The sequence below is a fragment of the Pseudarthrobacter sp. S9 genome, assembly GCF_050156545.1.
Taxonomy (GTDB): Bacteria; Actinomycetota; Actinomycetes; order Actinomycetales; family Micrococcaceae; genus Arthrobacter.
The window spans coordinates 3,844,638-3,869,878 of the sequence record NZ_CP189576.1 but is presented as its reverse complement, the minus strand read 5'-3'; the positions used below and the strand labels follow the sequence as shown (position 1 = coordinate 3,869,878).

At 67.6% G+C, this 25,241-nt stretch carries 25 protein-coding genes, 2 tRNA genes and 1 riboswitch; of the genes, 5 read left to right on the top strand and 22 right to left on the bottom strand.

What is annotated here, in order from left to right; translation table 11 throughout:
- Positions 1 to 290 precede the first annotated feature (290 nt).
- The 3 genes from ACQCSY_RS18565 to ACQCSY_RS18555 are packed head-to-tail and all read right to left on the bottom strand — an operon-like array spanning position 291 to position 3,792.
- Positions 291 to 1,658, bottom strand: coding sequence for a class I SAM-dependent methyltransferase (locus tag ACQCSY_RS18565; RefSeq protein WP_427131068.1), 1,368 nt, complete (start codon positions 1,656 to 1,658; stop codon positions 291 to 293).
- A complete protein-coding gene (locus ACQCSY_RS18560; RefSeq protein ID WP_427131066.1) occupies positions 1,655 to 2,386 on the bottom strand; it encodes a DUF1365 domain-containing protein in 732 nt (243 codons plus the stop codon). The genes ACQCSY_RS18565 and ACQCSY_RS18560 overlap by 4 nt, the downstream gene beginning before the upstream one ends.
- Positions 2,383 to 3,792 (bottom strand): NAD(P)/FAD-dependent oxidoreductase, encoded by a 1,410-nt coding sequence (locus ACQCSY_RS18555; protein ID WP_427131065.1) that lies wholly within the window; start codon positions 3,790 to 3,792, stop codon positions 2,383 to 2,385. Before ACQCSY_RS18555 ends, ACQCSY_RS18560 begins: the two co-directional genes overlap by 4 nt.
- A gap of 250 nt (positions 3,793 to 4,042) precedes the next feature.
- Here ACQCSY_RS18555 and ACQCSY_RS18550 point away from each other — a divergent pair, with 250 nt between their 5' ends.
- The 3 genes from ACQCSY_RS18550 to ACQCSY_RS18540 all read left to right on the top strand — a co-directional run bounded on the left by ACQCSY_RS18550 (position 4,043) and on the right by ACQCSY_RS18540 (position 5,568).
- Entirely contained in the window at positions 4,043 to 4,963 is a 921-nt protein-coding gene (locus tag ACQCSY_RS18550) for a LysR family transcriptional regulator (RefSeq protein WP_427131063.1), read from the top strand.
- 65 nt (positions 4,964 to 5,028) lie between these two features.
- Complete coding sequence (locus tag ACQCSY_RS18545; protein ID WP_427131061.1) at positions 5,029 to 5,250, top strand: hypothetical protein; 222 nt, start codon at positions 5,029 to 5,031, stop codon at positions 5,248 to 5,250.
- Positions 5,251 to 5,403: 153 nt separating this feature from the next.
- Positions 5,404 to 5,568: a hypothetical protein gene (locus ACQCSY_RS18540; RefSeq protein WP_427131059.1), complete on the top strand. Its 165-nt coding sequence runs from the start codon at positions 5,404 to 5,406 to the stop codon at positions 5,566 to 5,568.
- Positions 5,569 to 5,622: 54 nt separating this feature from the next.
- Here ACQCSY_RS18540 and ACQCSY_RS18535 read toward each other — a convergent pair whose 3' ends face one another.
- A complete protein-coding gene (locus tag ACQCSY_RS18535) occupies positions 5,623 to 5,937 on the bottom strand; it encodes a hypothetical protein (RefSeq protein WP_427131058.1) in 315 nt (104 codons plus the stop codon).
- Positions 5,938 to 6,036: 99 nt separating this feature from the next.
- On the opposite strand from ACQCSY_RS18535, the gene ACQCSY_RS18530 reads away from it, so the two are divergent.
- Positions 6,037 to 6,543 carry a DUF2004 domain-containing protein gene (locus ACQCSY_RS18530; RefSeq protein WP_427131056.1) on the top strand — a complete coding sequence of 169 codons (507 nt, stop codon included), beginning with the start codon at positions 6,037 to 6,039 and terminating at the stop codon, positions 6,541 to 6,543.
- Positions 6,544 to 6,676: 133 nt separating this feature from the next.
- Here the strand turns inward: ACQCSY_RS18530 and metE are convergent, their stop codons facing one another.
- Together metE and ACQCSY_RS18520 are read right to left on the bottom strand one after the other, a co-directional pair.
- A complete protein-coding gene (metE, locus tag ACQCSY_RS18525; protein ID WP_427131054.1) occupies positions 6,677 to 9,028 on the bottom strand; it encodes a 5-methyltetrahydropteroyltriglutamate--homocysteine S-methyltransferase in 2,352 nt (783 codons plus the stop codon).
- Between the two features lie 45 nt (positions 9,029 to 9,073).
- Positions 9,074 to 10,051 carry a methylenetetrahydrofolate reductase gene (locus tag ACQCSY_RS18520; RefSeq protein WP_427131052.1) on the bottom strand — a complete coding sequence of 326 codons (978 nt, stop codon included), beginning with the start codon at positions 10,049 to 10,051 and terminating at the stop codon, positions 9,074 to 9,076.
- 374 nt (positions 10,052 to 10,425) lie between these two features.
- Between ACQCSY_RS18520 and ACQCSY_RS18515 the strand changes: the two genes are divergently transcribed.
- Entirely contained in the window at positions 10,426 to 10,623 is a 198-nt protein-coding gene (locus ACQCSY_RS18515; RefSeq protein WP_427131050.1) for a hypothetical protein, read from the top strand.
- Positions 10,624 to 10,640: 17 nt separating this feature from the next.
- Here the strand turns inward: ACQCSY_RS18515 and ACQCSY_RS18510 are convergent, their stop codons facing one another.
- The 16 genes from ACQCSY_RS18510 to ACQCSY_RS18435 all read right to left on the bottom strand — a co-directional run bounded on the left by ACQCSY_RS18510 (position 10,641) and on the right by ACQCSY_RS18435 (position 25,080).
- A complete protein-coding gene (locus tag ACQCSY_RS18510) occupies positions 10,641 to 11,843 on the bottom strand; it encodes an ROK family transcriptional regulator (protein ID WP_427131048.1) in 1,203 nt (400 codons plus the stop codon).
- Positions 11,844 to 11,976: 133 nt separating this feature from the next.
- The gene (locus ACQCSY_RS18505; protein ID WP_427131047.1) at positions 11,977 to 13,167 is read right to left on the bottom strand and encodes a class I SAM-dependent methyltransferase; all 1,191 of its coding nucleotides are present in this window, start codon (positions 13,165 to 13,167) and stop codon (positions 11,977 to 11,979) included.
- Positions 13,168 to 13,190: 23 nt separating this feature from the next.
- Positions 13,191 to 14,321, bottom strand: coding sequence for an NAD(P)-binding domain-containing protein (locus tag ACQCSY_RS18500; RefSeq protein WP_427131045.1), 1,131 nt, complete (start codon positions 14,319 to 14,321; stop codon positions 13,191 to 13,193).
- 51 nt (positions 14,322 to 14,372) lie between these two features.
- A complete protein-coding gene (locus ACQCSY_RS18495) occupies positions 14,373 to 14,726 on the bottom strand; it encodes a zinc ribbon domain-containing protein YjdM (RefSeq protein WP_427131044.1) in 354 nt (117 codons plus the stop codon).
- 145 nt (positions 14,727 to 14,871) lie between these two features.
- Positions 14,872 to 14,944: transfer RNA gene (locus tag ACQCSY_RS18490), tRNA-Ala, on the bottom strand.
- A gap of 179 nt (positions 14,945 to 15,123) precedes the next feature.
- A tRNA-Ala gene (locus ACQCSY_RS18485) sits at positions 15,124 to 15,196 on the bottom strand.
- 154 nt (positions 15,197 to 15,350) lie between these two features.
- Positions 15,351 to 15,752: a ribosome silencing factor gene (gene rsfS / locus ACQCSY_RS18480; RefSeq protein ID WP_427131042.1), complete on the bottom strand. Its 402-nt coding sequence runs from the start codon at positions 15,750 to 15,752 to the stop codon at positions 15,351 to 15,353.
- Positions 15,753 to 15,858: 106 nt separating this feature from the next.
- Positions 15,859 to 17,175 (bottom strand): hypothetical protein, encoded by a 1,317-nt coding sequence (locus ACQCSY_RS18475; RefSeq protein WP_427131040.1) that lies wholly within the window; start codon positions 17,173 to 17,175, stop codon positions 15,859 to 15,861.
- Between the two features lie 11 nt (positions 17,176 to 17,186).
- Positions 17,187 to 17,885: a nicotinate-nucleotide adenylyltransferase gene (nadD, locus tag ACQCSY_RS18470; RefSeq protein ID WP_427131038.1), complete on the bottom strand. Its 699-nt coding sequence runs from the start codon at positions 17,883 to 17,885 to the stop codon at positions 17,187 to 17,189.
- A gap of 13 nt (positions 17,886 to 17,898) precedes the next feature.
- Positions 17,899 to 18,138 (bottom strand): hypothetical protein, encoded by a 240-nt coding sequence (locus tag ACQCSY_RS18465; RefSeq protein WP_427131036.1) that lies wholly within the window; start codon positions 18,136 to 18,138, stop codon positions 17,899 to 17,901.
- Positions 18,139 to 18,218: 80 nt separating this feature from the next.
- Positions 18,219 to 19,562 (bottom strand): glutamate-5-semialdehyde dehydrogenase, encoded by a 1,344-nt coding sequence (locus ACQCSY_RS18460; protein WP_427131034.1) that lies wholly within the window; start codon positions 19,560 to 19,562, stop codon positions 18,219 to 18,221.
- Positions 19,563 to 19,588: 26 nt separating this feature from the next.
- Entirely contained in the window at positions 19,589 to 20,785 is a 1,197-nt protein-coding gene (gene proB, locus ACQCSY_RS18455; protein WP_427131032.1) for a glutamate 5-kinase, read from the bottom strand.
- Positions 20,775 to 22,364, bottom strand: a complete 1,590-nt coding sequence (gene obgE / locus ACQCSY_RS18450) for a GTPase ObgE (RefSeq protein ID WP_427131030.1) — start codon at positions 22,362 to 22,364, stop codon at positions 20,775 to 20,777. The genes proB and obgE overlap by 11 nt, the downstream gene beginning before the upstream one ends.
- A 117-nt stretch (positions 22,365 to 22,481) precedes the next feature.
- The gene (gene rpmA / locus ACQCSY_RS18445; protein WP_009372867.1) at positions 22,482 to 22,745 is read right to left on the bottom strand and encodes a 50S ribosomal protein L27; all 264 of its coding nucleotides are present in this window, start codon (positions 22,743 to 22,745) and stop codon (positions 22,482 to 22,484) included.
- 61 nt (positions 22,746 to 22,806) lie between these two features.
- Entirely contained in the window at positions 22,807 to 23,115 is a 309-nt protein-coding gene (rplU, locus tag ACQCSY_RS18440; RefSeq protein ID WP_018773353.1) for a 50S ribosomal protein L21, read from the bottom strand.
- Between the two features lie 357 nt (positions 23,116 to 23,472).
- Positions 23,473 to 25,080, bottom strand: a complete 1,608-nt coding sequence (locus tag ACQCSY_RS18435; protein WP_427131028.1) for a bifunctional hydroxymethylpyrimidine kinase/phosphomethylpyrimidine kinase — start codon at positions 25,078 to 25,080, stop codon at positions 23,473 to 23,475.
- A riboswitch (TPP riboswitch) is annotated at positions 25,063 to 25,160 on the bottom strand. Its footprint overlaps the gene before it by 18 nt.
- Positions 25,161 to 25,241 lie beyond the last annotated feature (81 nt).

The following is a 25,241-nucleotide window of genomic DNA, read 5'->3' as shown; positions in this document are numbered from 1 at the left end:
TGTAGTGCAAGAGCCCCGCGAGGACCCCAAGATGATGTATTACAAGTATGTCATTTAATGCACCCTTAATCCACAGGCGGGGGCCTTCAAAATGTCCGGATTTCAGCCGTTTTGGAGAACGAAATCCACACCCTGTGGAGTACTTAGCCACAATTAACCGCCCTGCGTGTCGTGGTGGAGACGGCGTGTCGCAGGGGTGGCTCGCCGTGGCGCGGCGCACTACAGGTGGTGTCCGGGCACACGAAAAAGGCGGACACCGGGGTGCCCGCCTTGTTCGATCGTGATTCTTCTTATATGGCGCCGCCGTCCAGCACGATCTGCTGGACGTCGAGGTAGCCCGACTGGAACCCTGCGCGGCAGTAGCACAGGTAGAACAGCCACATGCGCTGGAAGATCGCATCGAAGCCCAGGGCGCGGACCTCGTGCTCGTTGGCCATGAAGCGCTCCTCCCAGAGCCGCAGGGTCTGCGCGTAGTGGTCCCCCAGGGCGAGCCGTTCGCGGACGCGGAGTCCGGTCTGCTTTTCAGTGATGTCCTCGATGGCCCGCACGGATGGAATGACGCCGCCGGGGAAGATGTACTTGTGCACCCAGGTGTAGCTGGAGCGTGTGGCGATCAGCCGGTCGTGGGCGATGGTGATGGCCTGGATCGCCACCTTGCCGCCCGGGGCAAGGACGCGCTCGATCGTCTGGAAGTACGTGGCCCAGTATTCGTAGCCCACGGCCTCGATCATCTCAACCGACACGACGGCGTCGTACTCCCCCTCGACCGCGCGGTAGTCCTTGAGTTCGATCGTGACGGCGTCGGCGTAGCCGGCCTCGGCCACGCGCCGGCGGGCCAGCTCCTGCTGCTCGCTGGAGAGGGTGACGGAGTAGACCGTGGCTCCCCGCTCGGCGGCGCGGAGGGCGAGCTCGCCCCAGCCGGTGCCGATTTCCAGCACCCGCGTGCCCTCCTGCACGCCGGCCTTGTCCAGCAGCGTGTCGATCTTCGCCTGCTGGGCGGAGGCCAGGCCGTCCCAGCTGACGTTCTTCAGGGCGTCGCCGGATTCCGGGAAGAGCGCGCTGGAGTACGTCATGGTGCTGTCCAGGAACGAGGCGAAGAGCTCGTTGGAGAGGTCATAATGCCGGGAGATGTTCGAGCGGGTGTTCTTCTCGGTGTTGCGTTCCTTGCGCGGCTGGCGCGGCAGGTACAAGGCGCGGAGTTTCTGCAATGGCTCCGGCACCAGCGTGCCGACCCGCGCCGCGAACACTTCCACTACGGCCGTGAGGTCCTCGGCGTCCCAGTCTCCGGCCATGAACGACTCGCCGAGGCCGATCAGTCCGCCGTCGCCGAGGCGTGCGGCGAAAGCCTCCGGGCGGTTGATGGTCATGACGGGTACGCCGCTGCCCGGGCCGGCGCCCGCTGCGGCCGCCTTTCCAAGCACGGTACCGTCCGGGTAGCGGACTTCCAGCGGCAGCCTGCGCGCGGCGGCCTTGAAGATGGCAGCGGCGGTGCGCCCGGCCAGGGTGGCCTTCAGTCCGGAGGGCACCGAGGCGATGCCTGGCCAGATGGCGGCGTCGATCTGGCTGGGGGCCTGGGGAACCGTGTAGGGCACAGCCCGGCTGGGGACAGTGCCGTTTGTCCGCTTTGCGGCGGATCCGGTCGCTTGGGTCATTGTCACTGAACTGCCTCCTGTGAAGGGTGGTGTGGTCTTTTGCTGACGGGCAGCCGGCGCGCCCAAAGCTTGAGGCCCTGCCAGCGGATCTGGACGGTGACGCGCAGCGGCGCCAGGGGAACCGCGAGCGCCGCGGCAAGGATGTTGGGCACGGTCGCCTCGTGGCGTTCGCCGTCCATAGTGGCGATAAAGGGCTTGTGCCCCTCCCGCTCCAGGACGATCGACACCGCGAGACGCTCGCCCGGTTCCGGAAGCTTCATCAGGTACTGGCCCTCGACGTCGTTGAACGGCGAGACGTAAAACGCCTTGGGCACGCTTGCCCGGCCGGCGTCGTCCGTTTCCAGGACGTAGCAGTGCCGTTCGCCGTAGGTGTTGTGGACCTCGGCGACGACGCACCGCAGCTCCCCCGCGGCGTCGTGGCACCAAAAAAGCGACACCGGGTTGAACACGTGCCCGAAGACCCGGGCGCTGGCCAGCATGGTGATCCGGCCGCCGTCGAGCTCGATCCCCCGGGTGGAGAGGAAGCGTTCAACATTGCCCCGGAGGGTGCCGGACGGGTCGCCCAGGTGGTCCGCAACGGCGAAGCCGGCCAGCGGCCTGAGGATGCGGGGCACGGCAGGGAGCTTGTCGACGTCGACATACCAGCTGTAGCTGCGGTAGGTGAAGGCGTTGCGCAACGGAGTGCGCCGCACATGCGCGATGGAGGTGCGGTAGATGGCAGAAGGAGCGCTCATGCGCCCGCCTTGGATATGGTCTGCAGGTCCGGGCCGATGGCGACGGCGCCAATGCTGGCGGGGAGCCGGTCCCATTCGCGTCCCAGCCGGGCCGCGGCCCTGACGCCGGAGAGGGCGCCGTCCTCGTGGAAGCCCCAGCCGTGGTAGGCGCCGGCGAACGCCAGCCGGCCGTCGCCGAGCTCGAGGATCCGCTGCTGGGCCTTGAGGGACTCCGGGGTGTACTGCGGGTGCTCATAGACCATCCGGTCCAGGACGGTGCCGTCGGCGATCAGTCCGGATTCGCCGAGGCTCACGATGTAGCGCCGTCCGTCCACGGGTTCGAGCCGCTGCAGCCGGGTCATGTCGTAGCTGACCAGGACCTTGTCCGGCCGCGCATGGCAGGACGGCAGGCGGTAGTTCCAGGACGCCTTGGCATTGTCGCTTGAGGGCAGCACGGCGTCGTCGCGGTGGAAGACGGTCTGGTTGACCGAGTACGGCATCCCGCCCAGGCCCTCCTTCTCGGCGGGCGAGGCATCGGCGAGCAGGCGCAGGGCCTGCGCCGGGTGGGTGGCGATCACGACGGCGTCGAAGTTCTCGGTGGTGAATTGGCCGGTGCCGTGCGGGGTGGTCAGTTCGACGCCGTCGGCGTGGCGCCGTACCCCGGTGACGGGGCTGGAGAGCCGGATGTCCGGCAATGTGGCCGCCAGCTTGTCGACGTAGCTGCGCGAGCCGCCCTTGACCGTCCGCCACTGGGGTGAGCCCTGGACGCCGAGCAGGCCGTGGTGGCCCAGGAAGGTGAAGAGGTAGCGGGCCGGGTAGGCCAGGGCGGTGGTGGGGTCGCAGGACCAGACAGCGCTTACCACCGGTGTCATGAAGTGCGAGATGAAGTAGCTGCTGAACTTCTCGCGGGCGAGGAAGTCGGCCAGTGTCATCTCCGCCACGGCTCCCTGTGGCGGTGTTGTCCGGGACGGTGTCCCGGGTCCGGCGAGCAGTGCGCGGGCCCGGCGGTGGAAGCGCGTGACTTCCAGCAGCATCAGCAGGTAGCGGCCGCGCAGCAGGGTGGCGGGCCGGGGAATGATGCCGCGGCCCTTGGGCCGGGCGCCGGCGTATTCGAGGCCGCAGCCGTCACAGCGGACGGACATGCTCATTTCCGAGTCCTGCGTTTCGACGCCGAGCTCGGCGAAGAGCCGGAGCAGCGTCGGGTAGGTCCGTTCGTTATGGACGATGAAGCCGGTGTCCACGCCCAGGAAGGAGCCGTCGGCCTGCGGCACGTCGTGGGTATGGGCGTGGCCGCCCAGGCGCTCGTCCGCCTCGAAGAGCGTCACACGGTCCTGCCTGTTCAGGACGTACGCAGCTGTCAGCCCCGCCACGCCGCTGCCGATGACGGCCACGCGCCGGCCCTCCGGAATCCCTGCTGCTTGCGACAATGTTCTGCTCCTGTCTGTTGCCCGAATCGTCTTATGGGCAATTCGTAACCACGAGGCGGCCGGATGAGTGTGAATTCCACCGGTCGCCTGCGAAGGATCCTCCGTCATGAAGGCCGCCCCGCCGTGGCGACATTCCGCACCCCGCCGGAGTGACAGGACCGGGGCCCGGGGATATGCCAGAATGAAGCGGGATTTCCGGTCCCGTCCGCCGGCGGCACGGAGAACATTCCCACCAGGCGAAGGGCAGCCCTTGATCAACCCCGTCCATCTGCGGACTCTCGTTGAAGTGATCCGGCTCGGCTCCTTCGCGGCCGCCGCGGCCCGGCTCGGCTACACGGCGTCGGCCGTCTCCCAGCAGATGTCCGCCCTCGAACGCGACTCCGGGGTCACCCTGTTCCAGCGTTCTGCACGCAGCATCCAGCCCACGGAAGCCGCCGTCGTCATGACGCGGCACGCCGCCAAGGTGCTCACCGACATCGAGGCCCTCATGGCCGCGGCGTCCCGGACGCAGGACAGCACCAGCCAGGAGCTCCGGTTAGGCATCTTCCCGAGCCTCGCCACCTATGTGCTGCCGCGGATCCTGCAGAACCCGGCCTGGAAGAAGCTCGGGATCGACCTCCGGGTGTCCGTGGCCGAGCCGGCCCAGACCATCCAGGGCCTGCGCACGGGCGGCGAGCTGGATGTGGCCCTGGTCTACCAGGTGGGCCAGTCCGGCCTCGCCTGGCCGCACACCGTGAACCGCCAGTGGATCGGCGACGACGACTTCCGGGTGGTGCTGCCCGCGACCTGGGGCATCGGCACGGACTCCAAGGTGGCCGCGGACCATCTGTCAGACATGCCGTGGATCGTGCACCACCCGGGCACGAGCGATGCCACGGTGATCGAACGCCTCTTTGCCAGCTGCAACCTGCACCCGCGGGTGGTGGCCTACAGCGACGACTTCCACGCCAGCCTGGAGATGGCGGCGGCCGGACTGGGGGCAGCCCTGGTCCCCGAGCTCGCCCTGCTGCACCGCCCGGCCGGCGTGGTGGTCCTTGATGTGCCGGAAATCCGGCTGGCCCGGAATGTCTTCGCCCTGCTCATCAATGAAAAGCAGACCGCGCAGGTCCAGCTGTTCGTGGAGCTGCTGGCCGAAACCATGCACAAGCTCGGGACCACCCGCAAGGACTGAGCCTGTCCGACCGCCCTTTGGCCCGGGGGTTCCCCTGAGACGGCTGACCGAGAATGATGGGGTCCATGAGCGCAACATATTCAGCCTCCCGGCGTGTCGCATCGGACAGCCCTGAGGAAGTGACCGCAGCAGTGCGCGCCGCCATAGAAGAACTTCGCGAGACCCTTCAGCGGCACTCAATCGAAGCCACCTTCGACGACATTGCCTTGCTGGGGCACTCGGAGTCGTGGGACGGCGAAGGACAGCGGTGGGTTCAAGTCGACTGGGACAGTGAAAAGACCGGCTAGCCCGGCCGCCCCGCTGCAGGTTCCGACGGCAACCGCGCGAGGACTACCCAGCACGGTCTGCACGCGGGCCTCTGGTGCCGGAATCCGCACGGCTGTACTATCTTTCATCGGAGAAATTCCGGGTCCGAACAACAGTGCAGGGTGGGCGGCGTCATGAACTCGCTAATCTGGATCGTACTTGTCATTGCCATCATTTTTTTCATCATCGGGGGCACAGTCAAAGCAGTCAGCTTCCTGCTGTGGATCGCACCGATCCTGCTGATCATCGCCGTCGTCGTGTTCCTCATGAACCGCTCGCGCGGCCGCCGCGGGGTGTGATCCGCGGCTCCTGACCGGGGACTGCCGGCACGCTGGGAGCAAAGCACTCCCGCCTCAGCCTTTCCGGAGCCGCCTGCCTGCCGGCGCCACAATGGCGCTGATGATCCGGTGCTTGGTCCTGCTGTAGGGCGGGTAGATGAGTTCCGGGGTGTCCGGCCGCTGCGCCGCGGGGACGTCGAAGCACAGCGCCCCCGATGACGCCCGTTCGGCGAACGCGCGGCGGGTGTCGGCGTCGGCAAAGTCCGCGCGCCGTTCGACCAGCATGCGGCGCAGGCTGCGCAGTTGCTCCAGCCGCCAAGCCAGCGGACGGGTGGCGCCGCCGTCGCACAGAACACGAGCACGGGCAACGGTGGCGGCTACGCTCTGCATCCGATCAATGTACCGTCCGCCGGCCTCCCGGCCGGTCCGGTGCCGGATAAAACCTCGGGAATGCTGGAATGGACCGGTTTTCAGGACTATGTTGAAGATATGAGCAAGGTAGCGAGCCAGCACTTCGGAGAGATCGAGCTCAACCACGGGAGGGACCATAATTTCTCCGCCAGACATGAACTGGCGGGGCAACTCCTGGAGCTTGACCTGAATGTCAACGCGCATGACCGCTTCGACGAAGCGGCCCTGCACAAGGTTGACTACCGGCTGCGCTTCCTGCCTGAACTCGTGGACCAGGTCCGCGAGATGATCGCCGAGGAGCTGGAGGAGGAAGGCACCAGCCCGCAGGAATACCGGCACTTCCACTGCAACGCGATCAAGGACGAGCAGCTGCGGAAGGTCTTCGGCGTCACGGACAAAAGCCAGCTGACCAACGATGTCTTCCTCAAGGCGCTGAAGCTGGGCCACGTCGGCATCTACCCCGGCCAGCCCGAGCGCTACTTCGTCCTGGACTTCACGCTCGGCTCGCACTTCACCGATGAGGTCCTGGTCGCCTCGGCGGACGAGGACGGCGTCGTGGACGACGAAATCCTCTGGGAGAGCTGACGCAACATCGACTGCTCCGAAACTGCCCTTCTGAGCGCCGAAAAGGGCGTTTTCTCAGCACTCGATGCTTAAACAGCGACGCCGGCCGGTCACCTTGAGGGATGACCAGCCGGCGTCGTTGTTGCGGGTGTGACTACTTGGCGGCTTCCAGCAGTTCGGCGCGGACCGTCCGGGTGGCGTGGACCAGGTTGCGCAGGGACTCCTCGGTCTCGGCGTAGCCGCGGGTCTTCAGGCCGCAATCCGGGTTGACCCAGAGCTGGCGGGACGGGACGTGCTTCACAGCGGTGCTGAGGAGCTCGGTGACTTCCTGCTCGCCCGGGACGCGCGGGGAGTGGATGTCGTAGACGCCCGGGCCCACGCCGCGGCCGAAGCCGTGGGACTCGAGGTCGTGGACGACCTCCATGCGGGAGCGTGCGGCCTCAATGGAGGTGACGTCGGCGTCGAGGCCGTCGATCGCGTCAATGATGGCGCCGAATTCCGAGTAGCACAGGTGCGTGTGGATCTGCGTGCTATCCCCGGCGCCGGCGGTGGACAGGCGGAAGGACTTGACGGACCAGTCCAGGTATGCGCCCTGGTCGGCCTTGCGCAGCGGCAGCAGTTCGCGGAGGGCGGGCTCGTCCACCTGGATGACCTTGATGCCGGCTGCTTCCAGGTCCGCGATCTCGTCCCGGAGAGCCAGTGCAACCTGGTTGGCGGTCTCGCCGAGCGGCTGGTCGTCGCGGACGAAGGACCAGGCCAGGATGGTGACCGGACCGGTGAGCATGCCCTTCATCGGCTTGCTGGTCAGCGACTGGGCGTACTTGGCCCACTCCACCGTGATGGGGGCGCTCCGGGTGACATCGCCCCACAGGATCGACGGGCGGGTGCAGCGTGAGCCGTAGGACTGGACCCAGCCATGCACGGTGACGTCGAAGCCTTCGAGGTTCTCAGCGAAGTACTGGACCATGTCGTTGCGCTCGGGCTCGCCGTGCACCAGGACGTCGAAGCCGAGCTCTTCCTGCAGCTCCACGACGCGCTTGATCTCGTCCTTCATGAGCTGCTCGTACTGCCCGGTGGTGAGGTCGCCCTTGTTGGCGCGGGCCCGGGCGGTGCGGATCTCCGAGGTCTGCGGGAAGGAACCGATGGTGGTGGTGGGCAGCGGCGGGAGGTGCAGCGCCTTTTCCTGGGCGGCTTCACGGACTGCGTACGCGGAGCGGTTGAAATCGGCGTCGGTCAGGGCGGCCGTGCGGGCCCGGACCTCGGCGCGGCGGACGCCCTCGGCCTCGGCGCGGGAGGCGATGATGCGGGTGGCCTCGTCGATGGCCGGCTGGACAGCTGCCGGCTCGGTCAGCAGACCGGCCAGGGTGACGACTTCGGCGGCCTTCTGGTCGGCGAAGGCCAGCCAGCTGCGCAGCTGGGCCGACAGCTGGACTTCCTCGTCGACGTCGTGCGGGACGTGCTGCGTGGAGGTGGAGGTGCTGATGGCCAGCTTGGCCACGCTCTTCTTCAGCTCGGCGATCTTGTCCGCGGAGGCCGCCAGATCGTTGCGCCAGATGTTGTGGCCGTCAACGACGCCGGCAACGAGGGTCTTGTTGCCCAGCGCGGCCAGGGCGGCGGCGGAGGGAACCGCGCCCTTGAAGACGTCGAGGTGCAGTGCGTCGATGCCGGTCGCGGCAAGGGTGCCGAGCTGGCCGTTGAGCGCGCCGTACGGGGTGGAGACGAACAGCTGGGGGCGCTGGGCTGCGCCGGAGAGGACCTCGTAGGAGCGGGCGACGGCGGCCTGGATCTCCTCGGCGGAGGTGTCCTGGTCCACCACGAGGGCGGGCTCGTCCAGCTGGACCCAGCTGGCGCCGGCGGCAGCGAGCTTCCCGAGCAGTGCGGCGTAGACGGGGAGGACGTCCTCGAGGCGGGACAGCGGGTTGAAGCCGGCCGGCGCGTCGTCGGAGGCCTTGCTGAGCAGAAGGAACGTGACCGGACCGACGATGTACGGGCGGGTCTCCACACCGTTGGCGAGGGCGTACTCGAACTCCTCAACGATCCGGTTCGAGGTCAGCGCGAAGGTGGTCTCCGGGCCGATTTCCGGGACGAGGTAGTGGTAGTTGGTGTCGAACCACTTGGTCATTTCCAGCGGCTGCTGGTCCTTGTTGCCGCGGGCCAGAGTGAAGTAGCCGTCGATGTCCAGCTGGCCCTCGGCGTTGAGGAGGTTGCCGAAGCGGGCCGGCACAGCGCCGAGGTGGGCGGCGGCGTCGAGCACCTGGTCGTAGTAGGAGAACGTGCCGGGGACCGCGGCGGCTTCGGTGAGGCCCAGGCCCTGCAGGCGCTTGGCGGTGCCGAGCTGGATCTCCTTGGCAACGGCGTCAAGCGCGGCGGCGTCGATCTTGCCGGCCCAGTAGGCCTCGACGGCCTTCTTGAGTTCGCGGCGGCGGCCGATGCGCGGGTAGCCGAGGATCGAGGCGGCCGGGAACGGCGTCTGGGCGGTGGCGTTAGCGGCGTGCAGTTCAGTCATGGGAAGTCCTTGAAGTTGTTGGTCAGAGCGGAGGGACGTTGGGTGTCAGCTGGCGAGCTGGCGGCGGGCGGCGGTATTGCGCCGTGCTGGGGTGAAGCGTGCGGCCCGTTGCGGCCGGGGCAGCGCCAGTTTGTCCAGCACGTCCAGGGCACAGGCGTGCTCGTTGAACGTGTAGAGGTGGATTCCGGGGGCGCCGGCATCCAGTGCGGCGTTGGCGAGGTCCACGGTGGCGCTGACCCCGATCCGGCGCCGTTCGGCGTCGGTTTCCGCGGCTTCCAGCCGGCCGAGGAGTTCGGGATCCGGTTCCACCCCGGTCAGCTCGCCGAGGCGGGCGAGCCGGCGGATGCTGGTCAGGGGCATGACGCCCGGGATGATCGGCATCGTGACCCCGGCCCGGCGTGCCCGGGTCAGGAGGTTCGCGTACTGCTCGGTGTGGAAGAAGACCTGGGTGATGGCGAAGTCGGCGCCGGAGCGCTGCTTGGCCAGCAGCACCTCGACGTCGTGCGCCTCACTCGGGGATTCCGGGTGCCGGGTGGGGTAGGCGGCGACGCCCACTGCCACCTTGCCGGCGCACAGCAGCGCCGAGCGGCGCTGCTCCACGCGGCGGATGAGTTCGATCAGGTCCTGGGCGTACCGCAGCGAGCCCTCCGGCGGGGTGCCGCCGTCCTTGGGCTGGTCCCCGCGCAGGGCGAGGATGCCGCGGACCCCGACGTCGAGCAGTTCCCCGATGATCTCCGCCAGTTCCTGCGGCGAGTTCCCGACGCAGGTCAGGTGGGCCAGGGGCCGCAGCGTGGTTTCCTGCACGAGCCGGTTGATGAGCTCGACGGCGGTGCTGCGGTTGGAGCCGCTGGCGCCATAGGTCACGGACACGTAGTCCGGGTCCGTGGCTTCCAGTTCGCCGATGGTGGTCCAGAGCGATTCCGCGGCGGCGGGCGACCGCGGCGGGAAGAGCTCATAGGACAGCGCGACAGGTGCCGCGCCGGCGAGGTTGGGATGTGCATCGATAAGGCTTGGTGGTGACATTTGCGTCCTTGGCTGTGAACACTGACAGCTATGCGTCAATGAATTGAGTTTGGGGAACACGGAGAAAACTTCAGCAGGACGCAGCCGCGACTGTTACGCCTGATACGAAGTTGTCCGCGAGCAAATGTCAGGCCCACATGGGGGCACCCACACCCTCCTTGGCCGCCCTGGGGCCAGCCTTCAGCGGAGGATCGCTGACACGTTACTGAGGTAACTTGTATAGAAGTCTAGGGGCCGCCCCGGGGCCGTTCAAGTCGGCACCCGAATTAAGACGCAGCTTTACGGCAGATTTCGGACCCGGACAGAATATTGTTCGTGAATTCCGGCAATGCGGATCCCTCCCCATTGCGCGCGTGCAGGACTATCCTGTTCCCATGATCCAGCTTCCAGCCAGTTACCAGGAGTATCTCGCCGGCAAGAGCGAGAGTTTCATCAACACGGTCCGGCCCGTCCTGATGCAGTCTGCTGCGGAAAAGTCGCATGGCGTCAGGGTCCTGAACCTGCCGCACGGACACCAGGCACACCTGGATGAAAACCTCCCGTTCGGCACCGTCATCGAAGATATCGACTGAACATCTACTGACTCCGCTTAGCCCTCCAACAGCAGGCGCTGGGAGCGCGGAGCCAGCGTGTGCTCCAGGACGAGGCAGGCTGCGCCGATGGCTCCGACATCCTCGCCGACGCCGGTACCGACAACCTCGGTAGCGTGGATCTTCCGGGTGGCGCTGTTCTCCCTGACGATCTCGGGAACCAGGTCCAGATACCGCGCCGAGAGGCCGCTCCAGAACGGGCCGCCGAAAACGACGCGATCCACATCGAGGGTGTTGGTGACCACCGCGACGGCCCGTGCGACAAGCACGGCCGAGCGGTCGATGATCTCCGCGGCCAGCTTGTCGCCGGCGTCGGCCAGGGCGCAGAGCTGGGCGAAGCCTTCCTGGACCGCGGGTCCGTTGGTTTCCCGGCGGGGGCCGTCCAGCACTCCCGCTTCCTCTGCCTGGGCCACAAGGACCTGGGGAATGGAGGTCGACTTCACACAGCCGCGCAGCCCGCAGTCGCACAGGGCACCCCCGGGATCCACCACGATGTGTCCGATTTCGCCGGCGTTTCCGGAGGTCCCGCGGACCACCTCGTCGTTGAGGACGATCCCGCAGCCGATGCCCGTGCCCATGTACATGAAAATGAAGCTGCCGGTGCCGCTCGGGCCGCCCGCCCAAGTCTCGGCCACCGCCGCGCTGGTCACGTCTTTGTCCACGAGGGTGGACAGGCCGGTGGCATTCGCCAGGGCGTCGCGGAGCGGGACACGGTCCCAGCCGAGCAGCAGCGGCGGGTCCACAACCGTGCCTTCCTCGAGGTCAATGGGGCCCGGTGACGCGACCCCCAGCCCGGCGATCCTGGCGGGGTCCACGCCCGAATCCGCGATGAGCTGCCGGATCTTGGCGGCTATGGTGTCAATGACGGCGCCGGGGTCCGCGCCGGACGGGGTCTTGATCCGGGTGTGCTTGACCACCGCACCGACGAGGTCCAACACCACGAACGTCGTCACGGCGGGGTCCAGATGGACGCCCACGGCGTACATGCCGGAGGAATTGAGGCGAAGCATGGTCCGCGGCTTGCCCGGGCCGGTGCCTTCCTTGCCGGCCTCGATGATCAGGTTCTGGTCCAGCAGGCGGCGGGAGATATTGGAGATCGTCTGCGGGGACAGCCCGACGATCTGGGCCAGCTCCACGCGGCTCAGGCCGCCCGGTGAGCGCCGGATGGCGTCGAGGATGACAGTGAGGTTGAAGTCACCCATCCGGGGCAGGTTGGTTCCGCGCCTCGGTGAGGGTTGCCGTATCTCGGTCACTGATACCTCTAAATGTCTTCGGCCAGGCACTGCTGATGTCAGAATCGTACGTTACGTGCAGGCATGCGCCCACACCCCCGCTTCATACTCGGGCAGTTTTAGCGCCCGGGCGCCGTGTGCTGGCCGTCACCGTGAATTTCGGGTTCCTCCCGACCTCTCGCGTCGGGCCGATCAGGCGTTCCAGCGCGGGCCGGTAGTGCAGGTGGCTGTTGAACACCGTCCAGAGTTCCCCGCCCGGGGCGAGGACCCTGCCGGCCGCTTCGAACAACTTGATCCCCGCACCGGAGTGGACGGCCGCCTCCAGGTGGAAGGGCGGGTTGAGCAGGATCAGGTCCGCACTGCCCTCCGGCAGGGAGCTCATGGCATCGTCCTGGACGACGCCGATCTGCGCCTCCAGACCGTTGGCGCGGGCTGTCGCCAGGGCGGAGTCGACGGCGGCCGCAGACCGGTCCGTGGCCGTAACCCTGGCGCCGGGGTTGCTGCGGGCGTACATGGCCGCGAGGATTCCCGTGCCGCAGCCGAGGTCGATGGCGTGCCGGGCGTGCGGCATCTGCGGCAGGAAACCCAGCAGGAACCGGGTCCCGATATCCAGGCCCGTGCCGGCAAAGACGGCACCCCGGGCGCAGACCGTCAGCCCCAGCTCGGCGTTGACGTCGGTGACAGGGAAAGGCCTGGCGCCCTGGACCGGCTTGGGCTGCCCGGCGAGCAGGATCCGTGACTTCTGCCGGGCGAGCTGAGGCTGGACCTCGTCGAAGTAGCGCTCCAGGACGGCGTTCATGCCCAGGCTCATGTGCTTGACCCGGCCGCCGGCCAGCAGCACGACGTCGGAAGCCGCGTAGCGGGCCACGGCGTCGGCGATTTCGTCCAGCTCGGCCAGGGACCTGGGCAGCTGGAGCAGCACCACGGAGGCTCCCTCCAGCAGGGCGGCTCCGAGCGGGAGCTGTTCAAAGCCTTCGTCGATCCCCAGGGCTGCGGCGTTATGGCGGAGCGCTCGTTCGCCGGTGATGAGGTCCTGGTGGACCCGCACCGTCGCGGCCAGCGGTGCGTTGCTTTTCATCGCCCCCGGAGTCAGCGTATGGAGAGTCAGCGCCCCGAGGGTCAGCGCGCCGTAGCGGTCCCCCACGACGGCGATCGTGCTGCCGGGCGACAGGAGTCCGGCCGCGGTGTCGAGCAGGAGCTTGTCCGTGGCATCCCAGGCCTGCAGGTTGGCGGCTTCGACGTCCGGGAACCTCCTCAGCCGGGAAAAGAGGGATTCGAGATTGTTGTCCGCCACGAGCGAGCTTCCGCCTATTCTGTTCAGGCCTGGGGGTTCAGGGCCGTTGCTAACTTATCCTGCTCCGCCAGCATCCGGACGATGCCCGTCACGGCGGCCCGCCCGGCCCGGTTGGCGCCGATGGTGGACGACGACGGCCCGTAGCCGACCAGGTGGACGCGCGGCTCCGCGGCCACTTGTGTGCCGTCCATCGCGATTCCGCCGCCGGGACCGCGCAGGTGTAGCGGGGCGAGGTGTTCGAGTTCGGCCCGGAAGCCGGTGGCCCACAGGATCACACCGGCGGGCAGGAAGCTGCCGTCGGCCATCCGCACGCCGTCGGGCTCAATCGCCGTGAACATGGGGTGCCGCTCAAGGACGCCGCGCGCGGCGGCGGCGCGCAGGACCGGGGTCCAGATCAGTCCCGTCACTGAGACGACGCTCTGCGGCGGGAGTCCCTGACGCACGCGTTCCTCCACGAGGGCGACGGCGTCGTGTCCCGCCTGCCGGTCGAAGGCCGCGTCCCGCCACACGGGTTCGCGGCGGGTGAACCACGTGGTGGTGGTGACCCGGGAGATCTCATCGAGCAGCCCGACGGCCGAGATGCCGCCGCCCACCACGAGCACGTGCCGGCCGCGGAACTCTTCGGCTGAAACGTAGTCCGCAACGTGAAGCTGCCGTCCGCGGAAGCTGGACTGGCCCGGGTAGATGGGCCAGAAGGGCCGGGTCCAGGTGCCGGTGGCATTGATCACGGCCCGGGCGGACCACGCGCCGAGGGGGGTGGTGATCCGCAGCCGGCCGGCAGGCTCCTCGTCCTCCCTGCGGACGGAATGCACTTTGACGGGACGTTCGATGGCCAGGCCCAGTTCGTGTTCGTAGCCGCCGAAATACCGGGTGAGGAAGCTCGAGCTCGCCTCGGCCGGGTCCACGGCCGGCTGCGCGATGCCGGGCAGATCGCTGATGCTGTTCACCGTGGCCATGAGGAGGCTTTTCCAGCGGTGCCGCCAGGCCCCGCCGGGGCCGTCCTCGGCGTCGAGCACGATGTACGTCCGGGCCGGATCCGCGGCGGTGCCGGGACCGGCAGCCTCCGGCCCGGCACTCGCTGTCCCCGCGGCGACGAAGCCGCGGCGCTGCAGGTGGTACGCCGCCGAGAGCCCGGCCTGGCCGGCCCCGATCACGACGACGTCGGCGAACCGCAGCCTGTCCCCTGTGATGGCCCGATCCCCCGGTCAGATCTTCTTGACGACGCTGGACTTGAGCTGCATGGGGCCTACGCCGTCCACCTTGCAGTCGATGTCGTGGTCGCCGACTCCGTTCACGAGACGGATGCCGCGGACCTTGGTGCCGACCTTGATCACCGTGGAGCTGCCCTTGATCCTCAGGTCCTTCACGACCGTGACGGTGTCGCCGTCGGCAAGGATGTTCCCGACGACGTCCTTGATGACGGTCTCTGCCGGCGCCTCGGCGTCTGCCTCCGCGGCCGGGGACCATTCATGCGCGCACTCAGGGCAGACCAGGAGCGCCCCCATCTCATAGGTGTATTCGCTGGAGCATTCGGGGCAAGGGGGAAGGGAGTCGTTCACGTCCCCATATTAGTCTTCCGGCGCCCGTGCCGGCGGCGCGGCCGGTCAGGCGGGACCGTCAGGAACGCCCGGCCAGGCAGGACCCGTCAGGACGGTCGGCGAGGAAAACAGTTGAGGCCCCGCTCAATGAGCGGGGCCTCTTCGGTGGAGCTGAGGGGACTCGAACCCCTGACCCCCTGCATGCCATGCAGGTGCGCTACCAGCTGCGCCACAGCCCCGAATTTCCTGGGGAAGAACTAACTTCCCGCAAGCAACCTGATTATCTTAAACCACAAATCCGGATCACGCGAATCGGCACGCGTGCCGCCGAAAAATAGCGGCCCGGGCGGGAAGTCTGACGAAGAAATGGGGCATAAAAAAATCCGCCGGAATCTTTCGATTCCGGCGGATTACCCGGTGGAGCTGAGGGGACTCGAACCCCTGACCCCCTGCATGCCATGCAGGTGCGCTACCAGCTGCGCCACAGCCCCGAATTTTCGCTGCTCCGACCCCGTCCGCTCACGCGTCCGGCCCCAGTTCTTTGTCCGGATCACTCCGAAGCAACTCAAATATCTTAGAACAGCCTTTCCGAAAATTCCAAATCGGGCATATTCAGGCTCTCTGTCTGGCTGCCAGGCCGGCCTGCTACTCCGTTTCGGTGCCGGCCGTGGCCTTGGCCGAGGCGTCGTCACCCAGCTGCAGATCGACGACGGGGCAGTCCTTCCAGAGGCGCTCCAGGGCGTAGAAGACCCGGTCTTCCTCGTGCTGGACGTGGATGACAACGTCTGAGTAGTCCAGCAGCACCCAGCGACCGCCGGAGCGGCCCTCGCGGCGGGCGGGCTTCAGGTCAAACTTGGCGAGCTCGTCTTCGATGCCGTCGACGATTGCGTTGACCTGGCGTTCGCTCGGGGCCGATGCGATCAGGAAAACGTCGGCCAGGGCCAGCCGCTCGCTGACGTCGAGGGCCACGATGTCCTCGGCAAGCTTCTCCGAGGCAGCTCGGGCTGCGTGGCGGGCTGTGGCGATGGATGAATCGGTTGCAGTCACGGGACTCCTTATTGTGATGTAAAAGCTGTGATGAAAAACTGTGATGTAAAAACGGTGGTGGAAAAGCTGTTGTGGTGGTCGAAGCTGCTGTGGGCGGGCTGCGGGCCTAGCGCGCCAGGCCGGTGACGATCAGCGTGATGCCGGCGATGAGGGCGACCACACCCAGGGCCAGGACACCCAGCTGGAGCATGCGGAGTCGGCGGGCCCTGCCGAGGCCTGCGGTGGCGGCGTCCAGCGGATCGAGACCGTAGGCGGCATTCGCTGGCACCGGCGCCCTGCCGGCGAAATTCTCGTCGGACTCCGCCGCGGAGTTCCCCGCCGGCGTTGCGGCTCCGGCCCTCGCGGCAGCTTCGGCGCGGGCCAGAACGCCGGCGCGGCCTGTCGTAGGACCGGCGCCCCGCTGCCGGGACAATCCGGGGCGGCGCTTGCCGGACTTCCGGGGCGTCTCAACCCGGGGACCCGGGTTGGTGACCACCGGAACATAGGACGTGGCAGGGCGCTTCATGACGGGCCGCTCCACGCCGGGAACCTGGACGAACTCCAGGGGGGTGACCATGGCAAGGTTGTTGGCAGTCGTGGGGTCGTTCCCCGGCGGGGCCGGCCGGCTGGTCTGTTCGGCCAGCTTCTGCTTGGCCGCGGCCCGACGGTTCAGCACCGCGGCGCGTTCGGCCAGTGCAATCTGCTCGGCAAGGACGGCCGGATCAACCGCATCGGGGTCCGTGGCGGCGATGTGCTCCATCTTTGCCACCTGGTTGTGGGCCTGCTCCACGAGCAGTTCCCGCGCGGCCAGGGCCTGTTCCACCGTCATCCCGGCGGGCGGCTGCCCACCGCGACCGGGGGCACCGCCGTCGGCGTCCTGCGCGGGAGCCTTTGTCGCCTTGGCGGCTGAATCCCTGTTTGCCGCATCCTTGCCTGCTGCAGGCTTCGTGGCCGGCTTGGCGTCCGACGGGGCGACGACCGGGGTGGCCCGGGTCCGCGGCGGGGCCGGGACGATCATGTTGGCAGCGGTGGCCGGGGCCGTTTCGGCCGCCAGTTGCAGCAGCCGCAACTGGCGGCGTGTGGGCGGACCTCCGCCGGCGAGGTGGCCCTCTTTTTCGGCCAGCTCCTTGATGGTGCGGAGCGCCGCACGGTCGCGGGCGCGGACCTGTGACGACCGTTCCGAGCCGCCATGCACCGAGTCGACGGGGCCGTCGGCAACCCTGCGGTTCCGGCCGGTAACGTCCGTCTCTTCTTCCGCGTCTGTCTCCGCGTTCGCCGGCTCACCAGGGGCAGAAGGCTTCGAGTACGGCTTTGAGGCAGGTGCTGAGGCAGCCGGAACCACGCCCGGGCGTGCGTAACCGGGTTCCTGGTTCGCTTCCAGGCGTTCATCTCTGGCCTGCCGCAATTCGCGGCGGCTGCGGACGGGAGGCTGTTCCTGACTCATTGCAAACTCATTCAGTGCTGGCTGGTTGGTTTTTTTCGATGGTTTATCTCGTTGACTGGCTCGTACTGTGCGGGATCATTCCCTGCCGCGTCATTCCCGGCGGGATCGGGCTGGCTGTCGTACAGGCCGTATTTGGCGATGTACTGGACAACGCCGTCGGGCACGAGGTACCAGACCGGGTTTCCGTTCGCCACCCGGGTGCGGCAGTCGGTGGAGGAGATGGCCATGGCCGGCACCTCGAGGAGGCTGACGTCTTTGCGGCCCATGCCGTCCAGAACGTGGCCGGGCCGGGTCACTCCCACGAAGTGCGCGAGCGACCACAGCTCGTCGATGTCCTTCCAGGAAAGAATCTGGGCCAGTGCGTCCGCGCCGGTGATGAAGAAGAGATCGGCGTCGGGGCGCAGCGTGCGCAGGTCACGCAGGGTATCGATCGTGTATGTGGGACCGGGCCGGTCCACGTCCACCCTGCTGACGGTGAAGCGGGGATTCGAGGCGGTGGCGATGACGGTCATGAGGTACCGGTGCTCGGCCTCGCTGACCTTCTTGGCCATCTTCTGCCAGGGCTGGCCCGTAGGCACGAACACGACTTCGTCCAAGTCGAACTTGGCCGCGACCTCACTGGCCGCAACGAGGTGGCCGTGATGGATCGGATCGAACGTGCCGCCCATCACACCCAGACGCAGGCGGCGCTTGGCGCCGCGCTGCTTCATGGTGGCGGAAATATTAGTGGCCTTGGCCGTGATCGTGCTTGTTCGGGTGCTGGCGGTGCGGGTCCGCGTGCTCCTCGACGGCCTCGTGTCGCTTGCCCAGGTTGGAGTAGGACAGCGTGATGAGCATCAGGAGTACAAGGATCCCGAACAGCGAGGCGCCAATGACGAACGGCGGTGCAATGAGCGGCGCCGCTTCCTCGTGGGCGGCTGCGCCAGCGGCGGCGACGAATGTGGCGATCTGCTGCGACAGCATGTTCTCCCCTAGTGAGTTGAAAAAGTGACGACGGCGGAGGTGTCCGCCATTCCGGTCTTCCGTTCCATGTTACAGCGTTGCTAGGCCCTGATTTGGCCCTCGCCCTGCACAATCCACTTGGTGGTGGTCAGCTCCTTCAGTCCCATGGGGCCGCGCGCGTGCAGCTTCTGGGTGGAAATCCCCACCTCGGCGCCGAGGCCCAGCTCGCCGCCGTCGGTGAACCGGGTGGATGCATTCACGATCACGGCGGCCGAGTCGACTTCAGCGATGAAGCGTTCCGCGTTGGCGAGATCGTTGGTCAGGATTGCTTCCGTGTGCCCGGTGGACCACTTGCGGATGTGCTTGACGGCCTCATCCAGGCTGTCCACCATGGCCACGGCAAGGTCCATGTCCATGTATTCGGTGGCCCAGTCCTCCTCGGTGGCCGGCACGGATGCGATCGACGCCGGCAGGGCGGCGCGGATCCGCTCGTCCGCGTGCAGGGTGACGCCGGCGGCGCGCAAGGCCGCGGCAACGGCGGGCAGCACGGTGGACTTCGAGTGCACCAGCAATGTCTCCACGGTGTTGCAGACGCTGGGCCGCTGGGTCTTGGAATTCAGCAGGATGTCCACGGCCATGTCCTCGTTCGCGGAGGCATCCAGGAAGATGTGGACGTTGCCTTCGCCGGTCTCGATGACCGGCACCGAGGAGTTGGTCACGACAGTCTGGATCAGCTCACGGCCGCCACGGGGAATCAGGACATCCACCCGGCCGCGGGCCCGCATGAGGGCGTTCGCGCCGTCACGGCCGAACTGGTCCACGGACTGGACGGCATCGGCGGGCAGGCCCACCGATTCCAGGGCGTCGCGGAGGATGGCGACCAGGGCGGAGTTCGTCGCAGCGGCGGCGGACCCGCCGCGCAGGATCACGGCGTTGCCGCTCTTGAGGGCCAGACCGGCGATATCCACGGTCACGTTGGGGCGGGCCTCGTAGATGGCGGCTACGACGCCCATCGGTACGTTGACCTGGCGCAGCCGGAGTCCGTTGGGGAGCGTCTGGCCGCGCACCACGTTGCCCACGGGATCGGGCAGGGTGGCGAGGTTCTCCAGTGCCGCGGCGAGGGCATCGATCCGGGACCCGGTGAGGGTCAGCCGGTCCAGCAGGGCAGCGGTGGTGCCGTTCGCCCGGCCCGCGTCGATGTCCTTGGCATTGGCTGCCAGGATATGGTTCTTGTGCTCCAGCAGCGCGGCGCCGATCGCGCGCAGGCCGCGGTCCTTCCACGCACGGTTGGCGTGGGCCATCCTGCGGGCGGCGCGGCGGGAGCGGTCGGCGATGGCGTGGACGGCGGCTTCGACGTCCGGTGCCGCGCCGGCGTCAGCCGGGTCCGGCACCGCGCGGAAGTCATCGGCGGGCGCGGCGGCGTGGGAAGTCAGGGCCTCAGTCATGCTTCAAGTTTAGGCGAGCAGGCGGCTTAGACCAGCACCAGATCGTCAACATGAACAACTTCACGGTCATATCCGCGGCCCAGCGCCTTGCCGAGTTCCCGCGTCGAGCGGCCCAGCATCTGTGGCAGTTCGGCGGCGGAATAGTTGACCAGCCCGCGGGCGATCACCGTGCTGTCGGCGGACACCATCTCCACAGCGTCGCCCGCCTCGAAGGTGCCGTGCACCGCGGAGATACCGGCCGGCAGCAGCGAGGTGTGGCGGTCGCGCACGGCCCTCACGGCGCCGTCGTCGAGCACGAGGGTGCCCTGCACGGACGCCAGGTGGGCCAGCCACAGCAGCCGGATCGGCTTGCGGGAGCCGTTGACGGAGAACCAGGTCCCCACGTCCTCCCCCGCCAGCGCTGCGGCGGCGTTGGCGGTGGAGGTCACGAGGGCGTGGATACCCGAACCCGCGGCGATGCTGGCGGCCTCGACCTTGGTGAGCATTCCCCCGGTGCCGACGCCCGCTTTGCCGGCGCGGCCGATCGAGACGCCTTCAAGGTCATGGGGACCGGAAATGTGGGTAATCCGCTTGGCGCCGTGCGACGGAGGGCCGTCGTAGAGCGAGTCGACGTCGGAGAGCAGCACGAGGGCGTCGGCGCGGACCAGATGGGCCACGAGGGCGGCGAGCCGGTCGTTGTCGCCGAAGCGGATCTCGTGCGTGGCGACGGTGTCGTTTTCGTTGACCACGGGCACCACCCCGAGGTTGAGCAGCCGGTCCAGCGCCCGGAACGCGTTGGTGTGCTGGCTGCGGCGCATGAAGTCGTCAGCGGTCAGGAGCACCTGGCTGACGGTGACGCCGTGTGCCCCGAACGCGTGGGTGTACCGGGCCATCAGCAGACCCTGGCCCACGCTGGCGGCAGCCTGCTGGGTGGCGAGGTCGCGGGGACGCTTCTCCAGCCCCAGCGGGGCGAGCCCGGCGGCGATCGCCCCGGAGGACACCAGGATGATCTCGGTGCCCTCATTGCGCTTGTGCGCCAGGGCGTCGGCGAGGCCGGTCAGGGCCTCTTCCGAGATGCCGCCCTTGATGCTGGTCAGCGAGGACGAGCCGACCTTGACCACGATCCGGCGGGCCCCGGACAGGGCGGTGCGGTCCGGGGCTGTGCGGTCCGTGGCCTTGCGGTCCGGGGCTGTGCGGTCCGGAGTGACCGTGGAGCCGGGCGCGACGACGGCTTTACTCGTCATCTGCTTCGCCCAGTCCACTCTCCTTGAGCGGTTTGGCGGCCCGGCGTCCGCTGACCGATTCGGTCCAGATGCCGGCCTTGCGTTCGGCTTCGAGTTCGGCCCGGGCGGCGGCCTTGGCCTCACGGCGTTCGACCTGCTCGTCGCGCTTCTGCCCGCGGGTGGGGCGGTCGCCGATGTCAGCGAACCGCACATCGGTGCCGCGCGGCGCGGCCAGCAGCTCGGCGCCGGCCATCATGGTCGGCTCCCAGTCGAAGACGACGCCGTCCTCCTCGCCGATGACAACCGTGTCGCCAGGCGTGGCACCCTGCTTGAACAGTTCGTTTTCGACGCCGAGCTTGGCCAGGCGGTCGGCGAGGTAGCCGATCGCTTCCTCGTTGGTGAAGTCGGTCTGCTTGACCCAGCGGACCGGCTTGTCGCCCAGGACGCGGAACAGCGGCTCCAGGTTCTTCTCTTCGCGGCGGATCATGAAGCCGGATTCGTTGACGGCCCGGGGCCGCAGCACGGGGGCGTGCACCTTGGGCGGGGCCGCGGCGACAGCGTCGCGGGCTGCCTTGACGATTTCGGCCATGGCGAAGCCGAGCTGGCGGAGGCCTTCGTGGCTCGTGGCGGAGATCTCGAAGACCTTGTAGCCCCGGGACTCGAGCTCCGGGCGGACGAACTCGGCCATGTCCTTGCCGTCCGGCAGGTCCACCTTGTTTAGGGCGACGAGGCGGGGGCGGTGGTTCAGCGGCACCACTTCGCCGTCGGTTCCGCTGTAGCTCATGTCCACGGCGTACTTCTCAAGCTCGGCCTCGATGATGGCCAGGTCCGAGAGAGGGTCGCGGTCCGATTCGAGCGTTCCGCAGTCCAGCACGTGCACCAGTGCGGCACAGCGCTCGACGTGGCGGAGGAAATGGTGGCCGAGGCCCTTGCCCTCGCTGGCGCCCTCGATCAGGCCAGGGACGTCGGCGATGGTGAAGCGCACCTCGCCGGCCTGGACGACGCCCAGGTTCGGGATCAGGGTGGTGAAGGGGTAGTCGGCGATCTTGGGGCGCGCGGCCGACATGGCGGCAATCAGGCTGGACTTGCCGGCGGAGGGGAAGCCTACGAGGGCGATGTCAGCGATGGACTTCAGTTCCAGGACGACGTCGCTGGAATCGCCTTCGATGCCGAGCAACGCGAAGCCGGGGGCACGGCGCTTCTGCGAGGAAAGCGATGCATTGCCCAGGCCGCCGATGCCGCCCGCGGCCGCGATGTACTCCGCGCCTTCGCCCACGAGGTCTGCGAGGACTCTGCCGTTCTTGGACTTGACCACGGTTCCCTCCGGAACCGGAAGGATCAGGGTTTCGCCATTCTTCCCGCCGCGCCAGTCGCCCATGCCGGGGCCGCCGTTGGTGGCGTGCCGGTGGGGGGCGTGGTGGTAGTCGAGCAGGGTGGTGGTCTGCGGGTCGACCCGCAGGATGACGTCGCCGCCGTTGCCGCCGTTGCCGCCGTCGGGCCCGCCGAGGGGCTTGAACTTCTCACGGTGCACCGAGACACAGCCGTGGCCGCCGGTACCGCCGGATACGTGCAGTACTACCCGGTCTACAAAGCTAGCCACGTGGATCTCCTCAGTGCTGTTCCCCGGACCCCCTAAGGGGCCCAAGATGATTGTAATGCGGTTAAAACACCGGTGGAGCGGACCTAATGGCCCGCCCCACCGATTTAAAACTCGTTGTTACTCTGCCGCTGCAGCAGCCACGATGTTCACAACGCGACGACCACGGCGGGTGCCGAACTCGACGGCGCCGGGGGTCAGGGCGAACAGGGTGTCGTCGCCGCCGCGGCCTACGCCGGCGCCCGGGTGGAAGTGGGTGCCGCGCTGGCGGACGATGATCTCGCCTGCGGAAACTACCTGGCCGCCGAAGCGCTTGACGCCGAGGTACTGGGCGTTGGAGTCACGACCGTTGCGAGTGGAACTCGCGCCTTTTTTATGTGCCATTTGAAATGCCTGCCTTTAAAATTCTGGGGAATCTGTTGAAAACCTGAACAGTAACGAGTGGTTACTTGATACCGGTGATCTTGACCTTGGTCAGTTCCTGACGGTGACCCTGGCGCTTCTTGTACCCGGTCTTGTTCTTGAACTTCTGGATGACGATCTTCGGACCACGAAGGTCTTCGAGGATCTCAGCCGTAACCGTTACCTTGGCCAGGTCCGCGGCAGCGGACGTGACCTTGTCGCCGTCTACCAGGAGCAGTGCGGGCAGCTCAAAGGTGCTGCCGGCTCCACCGGGGACGCGGTTCAGGGTAACGAAGTCTCCAACGGAAACCTTCTCTTGGCGGCCGCCTGCGCGGACAATCGCGTACACCACTGGGGAACTCACTTCTCTCGACGTTTATTACTAGATTTGCGTGCGGAACCTGGGTCCAAATTGTTTTGGCCTGGCTCACGCTGTGCCTCAACGCCGGTGGATTCCCCGGGGGAACCCATGAGCTACCCCCGGAACAAATCCACATGTAATTTCATGTGGACAGTCCTCAGGGTCATAACCCAAGTGTTGGCGTAAGCACCGAAGATCTAGAATACGCTAATTTTGCCTTCGGCCGCAAATGAGGCTGGTTCCGGCGGTTGGTACGTGCTAGGCGCCACCATGAATTTTCAGAGTGTTGCCGCAACGACTTCCGGAACCGTGCCCAACTATCGTACCGGCTCCGCGGGGCGGATTGGTTCAGGCGTGCAGCCTCGGCGCGTCGAAAAATTCGACCTCGTAGCGCGATGACTGCCGGAAGGCCAGTGCCATCGCGTCCCGCTCGCTTCCTGAGGCCAGCCGCGCCGCTGTATCGGTGTAGGCGATGGCCTGCCGGGTCGCGGCGGCAAAGTCCTCATCGGCATAGGTCCGCAGCCAAGCGGCGTAGGGGTGCGCCTCGGGTGCGCCGACGGCGAGGAACTCCGCGTGCAGGGCGGCCCCGACTTCGGCGTAGAGCCAGAAGCACGGCAAGGCTGCCGCCACCAGCACACCGTAGCTGCCGGAGACCGTGGCAGCCAGCAGGTGGTCCACGTAGGACTTCGTGACCGGGCCCAGCGTTGCTTTCGTGGGCCGGGTGCTGAGCCAGGTCCGGTGCAGCTCCGATTCGACTTCGAGGCATTGCTGCGCCGAACGGGCCCAGAACAGCTGTTCAGCCTCCGAGGGTGCGATGGCGGCGGCGCGGGCCAGCACCCGGGAGTAGCCGTTGAGGTAGATGGCGTCCTGCGCGAGGTAATAGGCAAACTCGTGCTCTGGCAGCGTGCCGTCGGCCAGGCCCCTGATGAACTCCAGGCCGTAGATGGCGTCGAGATCGCCCGCCGCGCCGTCCCGAAGTGCCACGGCGAACTCGCCTTCTGCCGGGGTCTGGTGCCGGAGCCTGTCCTGCCGCTGGGTGAGGTGCTGCACGTGGTGGAAGTGATGGACCGGACCGTTTCCGGATCCGACGTCGAGGCCCCCCGCTTCCCGCAGCGCCCCCTGCAGCCACGGCTTGACCTCCCGCAGTGCCGCTTCCCAGTTCCCCACCCGGGCCTGCACCGTGGCCATTGCCGAGGACAGCGAGCACCCGGTGCCGTGGCTGTTGCGCGTGGGCACGCGCTCCCCGGGCACCACCACCGTCTGCTGCCCCAGCAGTCCCCCGGTGTTGACGAGCGCGTCCGGGCAGCCGCCGTCGCTCCCGTTCCCGCCGCTCGTCGGGTGGCCTCCCTTGAGGTGTCCTCCCTTGACCAGGACGGTGGTGCCGGCCAGTGCGGCCAGCCGTTTGCCCTGGTCCAGGGCTTCCGCCCAGTCGCCGGCGACGGGTTCCTTGAGCAGGATGGCGAGTTCGGCCAGGTTCGGTGTGATCAGGTCCGCCAGCGGCAGCAGGGCGTGCAGGGCGGCTTCGGCGGATTCCTGCAGGAGCCGGTCCCCGCTCGTGGCGACCATCACCGGGTCCAGCACCACGACGCCGGGGCGGACCTTCTCGAGCCAGCTGCGGACGGCGTCGATCACGGCGGCGTCACCCAGCATGCCGATCTTGACGGCGTCGATGCTGATGTCCTCGCTGATCGCGTCCAGCTGTGCGGTGAGGAAGGCCGCCGGGGGAACGTGTACGGCCCGGACGCCCTGGGTGTTCTGCGCGGTCAGGGCGGTGATGACCGCCATGCCGTAGCCGCCGTTCGCGGCGATGCTTTTCAGATCCGCCTGGATCCCCGCTCCGCCGGAAGGGTCCGAGCCGGCGATGGCCAGCACCCGGGGAATCCGGAGCGGCGCGGACGTGCGTGGCGGGTACGGAAGGAAATCAGTCGGACGAGATGGTGAGGACAAGAGAGACATCCCTTCGCCGGTGCTAGCCGGACAGGTTCAACGGGTCTGGATCTCAGCCGGCCCTATGCGCGGCACCCCGTGTCAGTCCTCCAGCCTAGCCCCATCCCTTAACGAACTGCGGGTGCGGCCCGAATCCGGCGTATTGCTACGCTGGTCCGGCCCGCACCCGC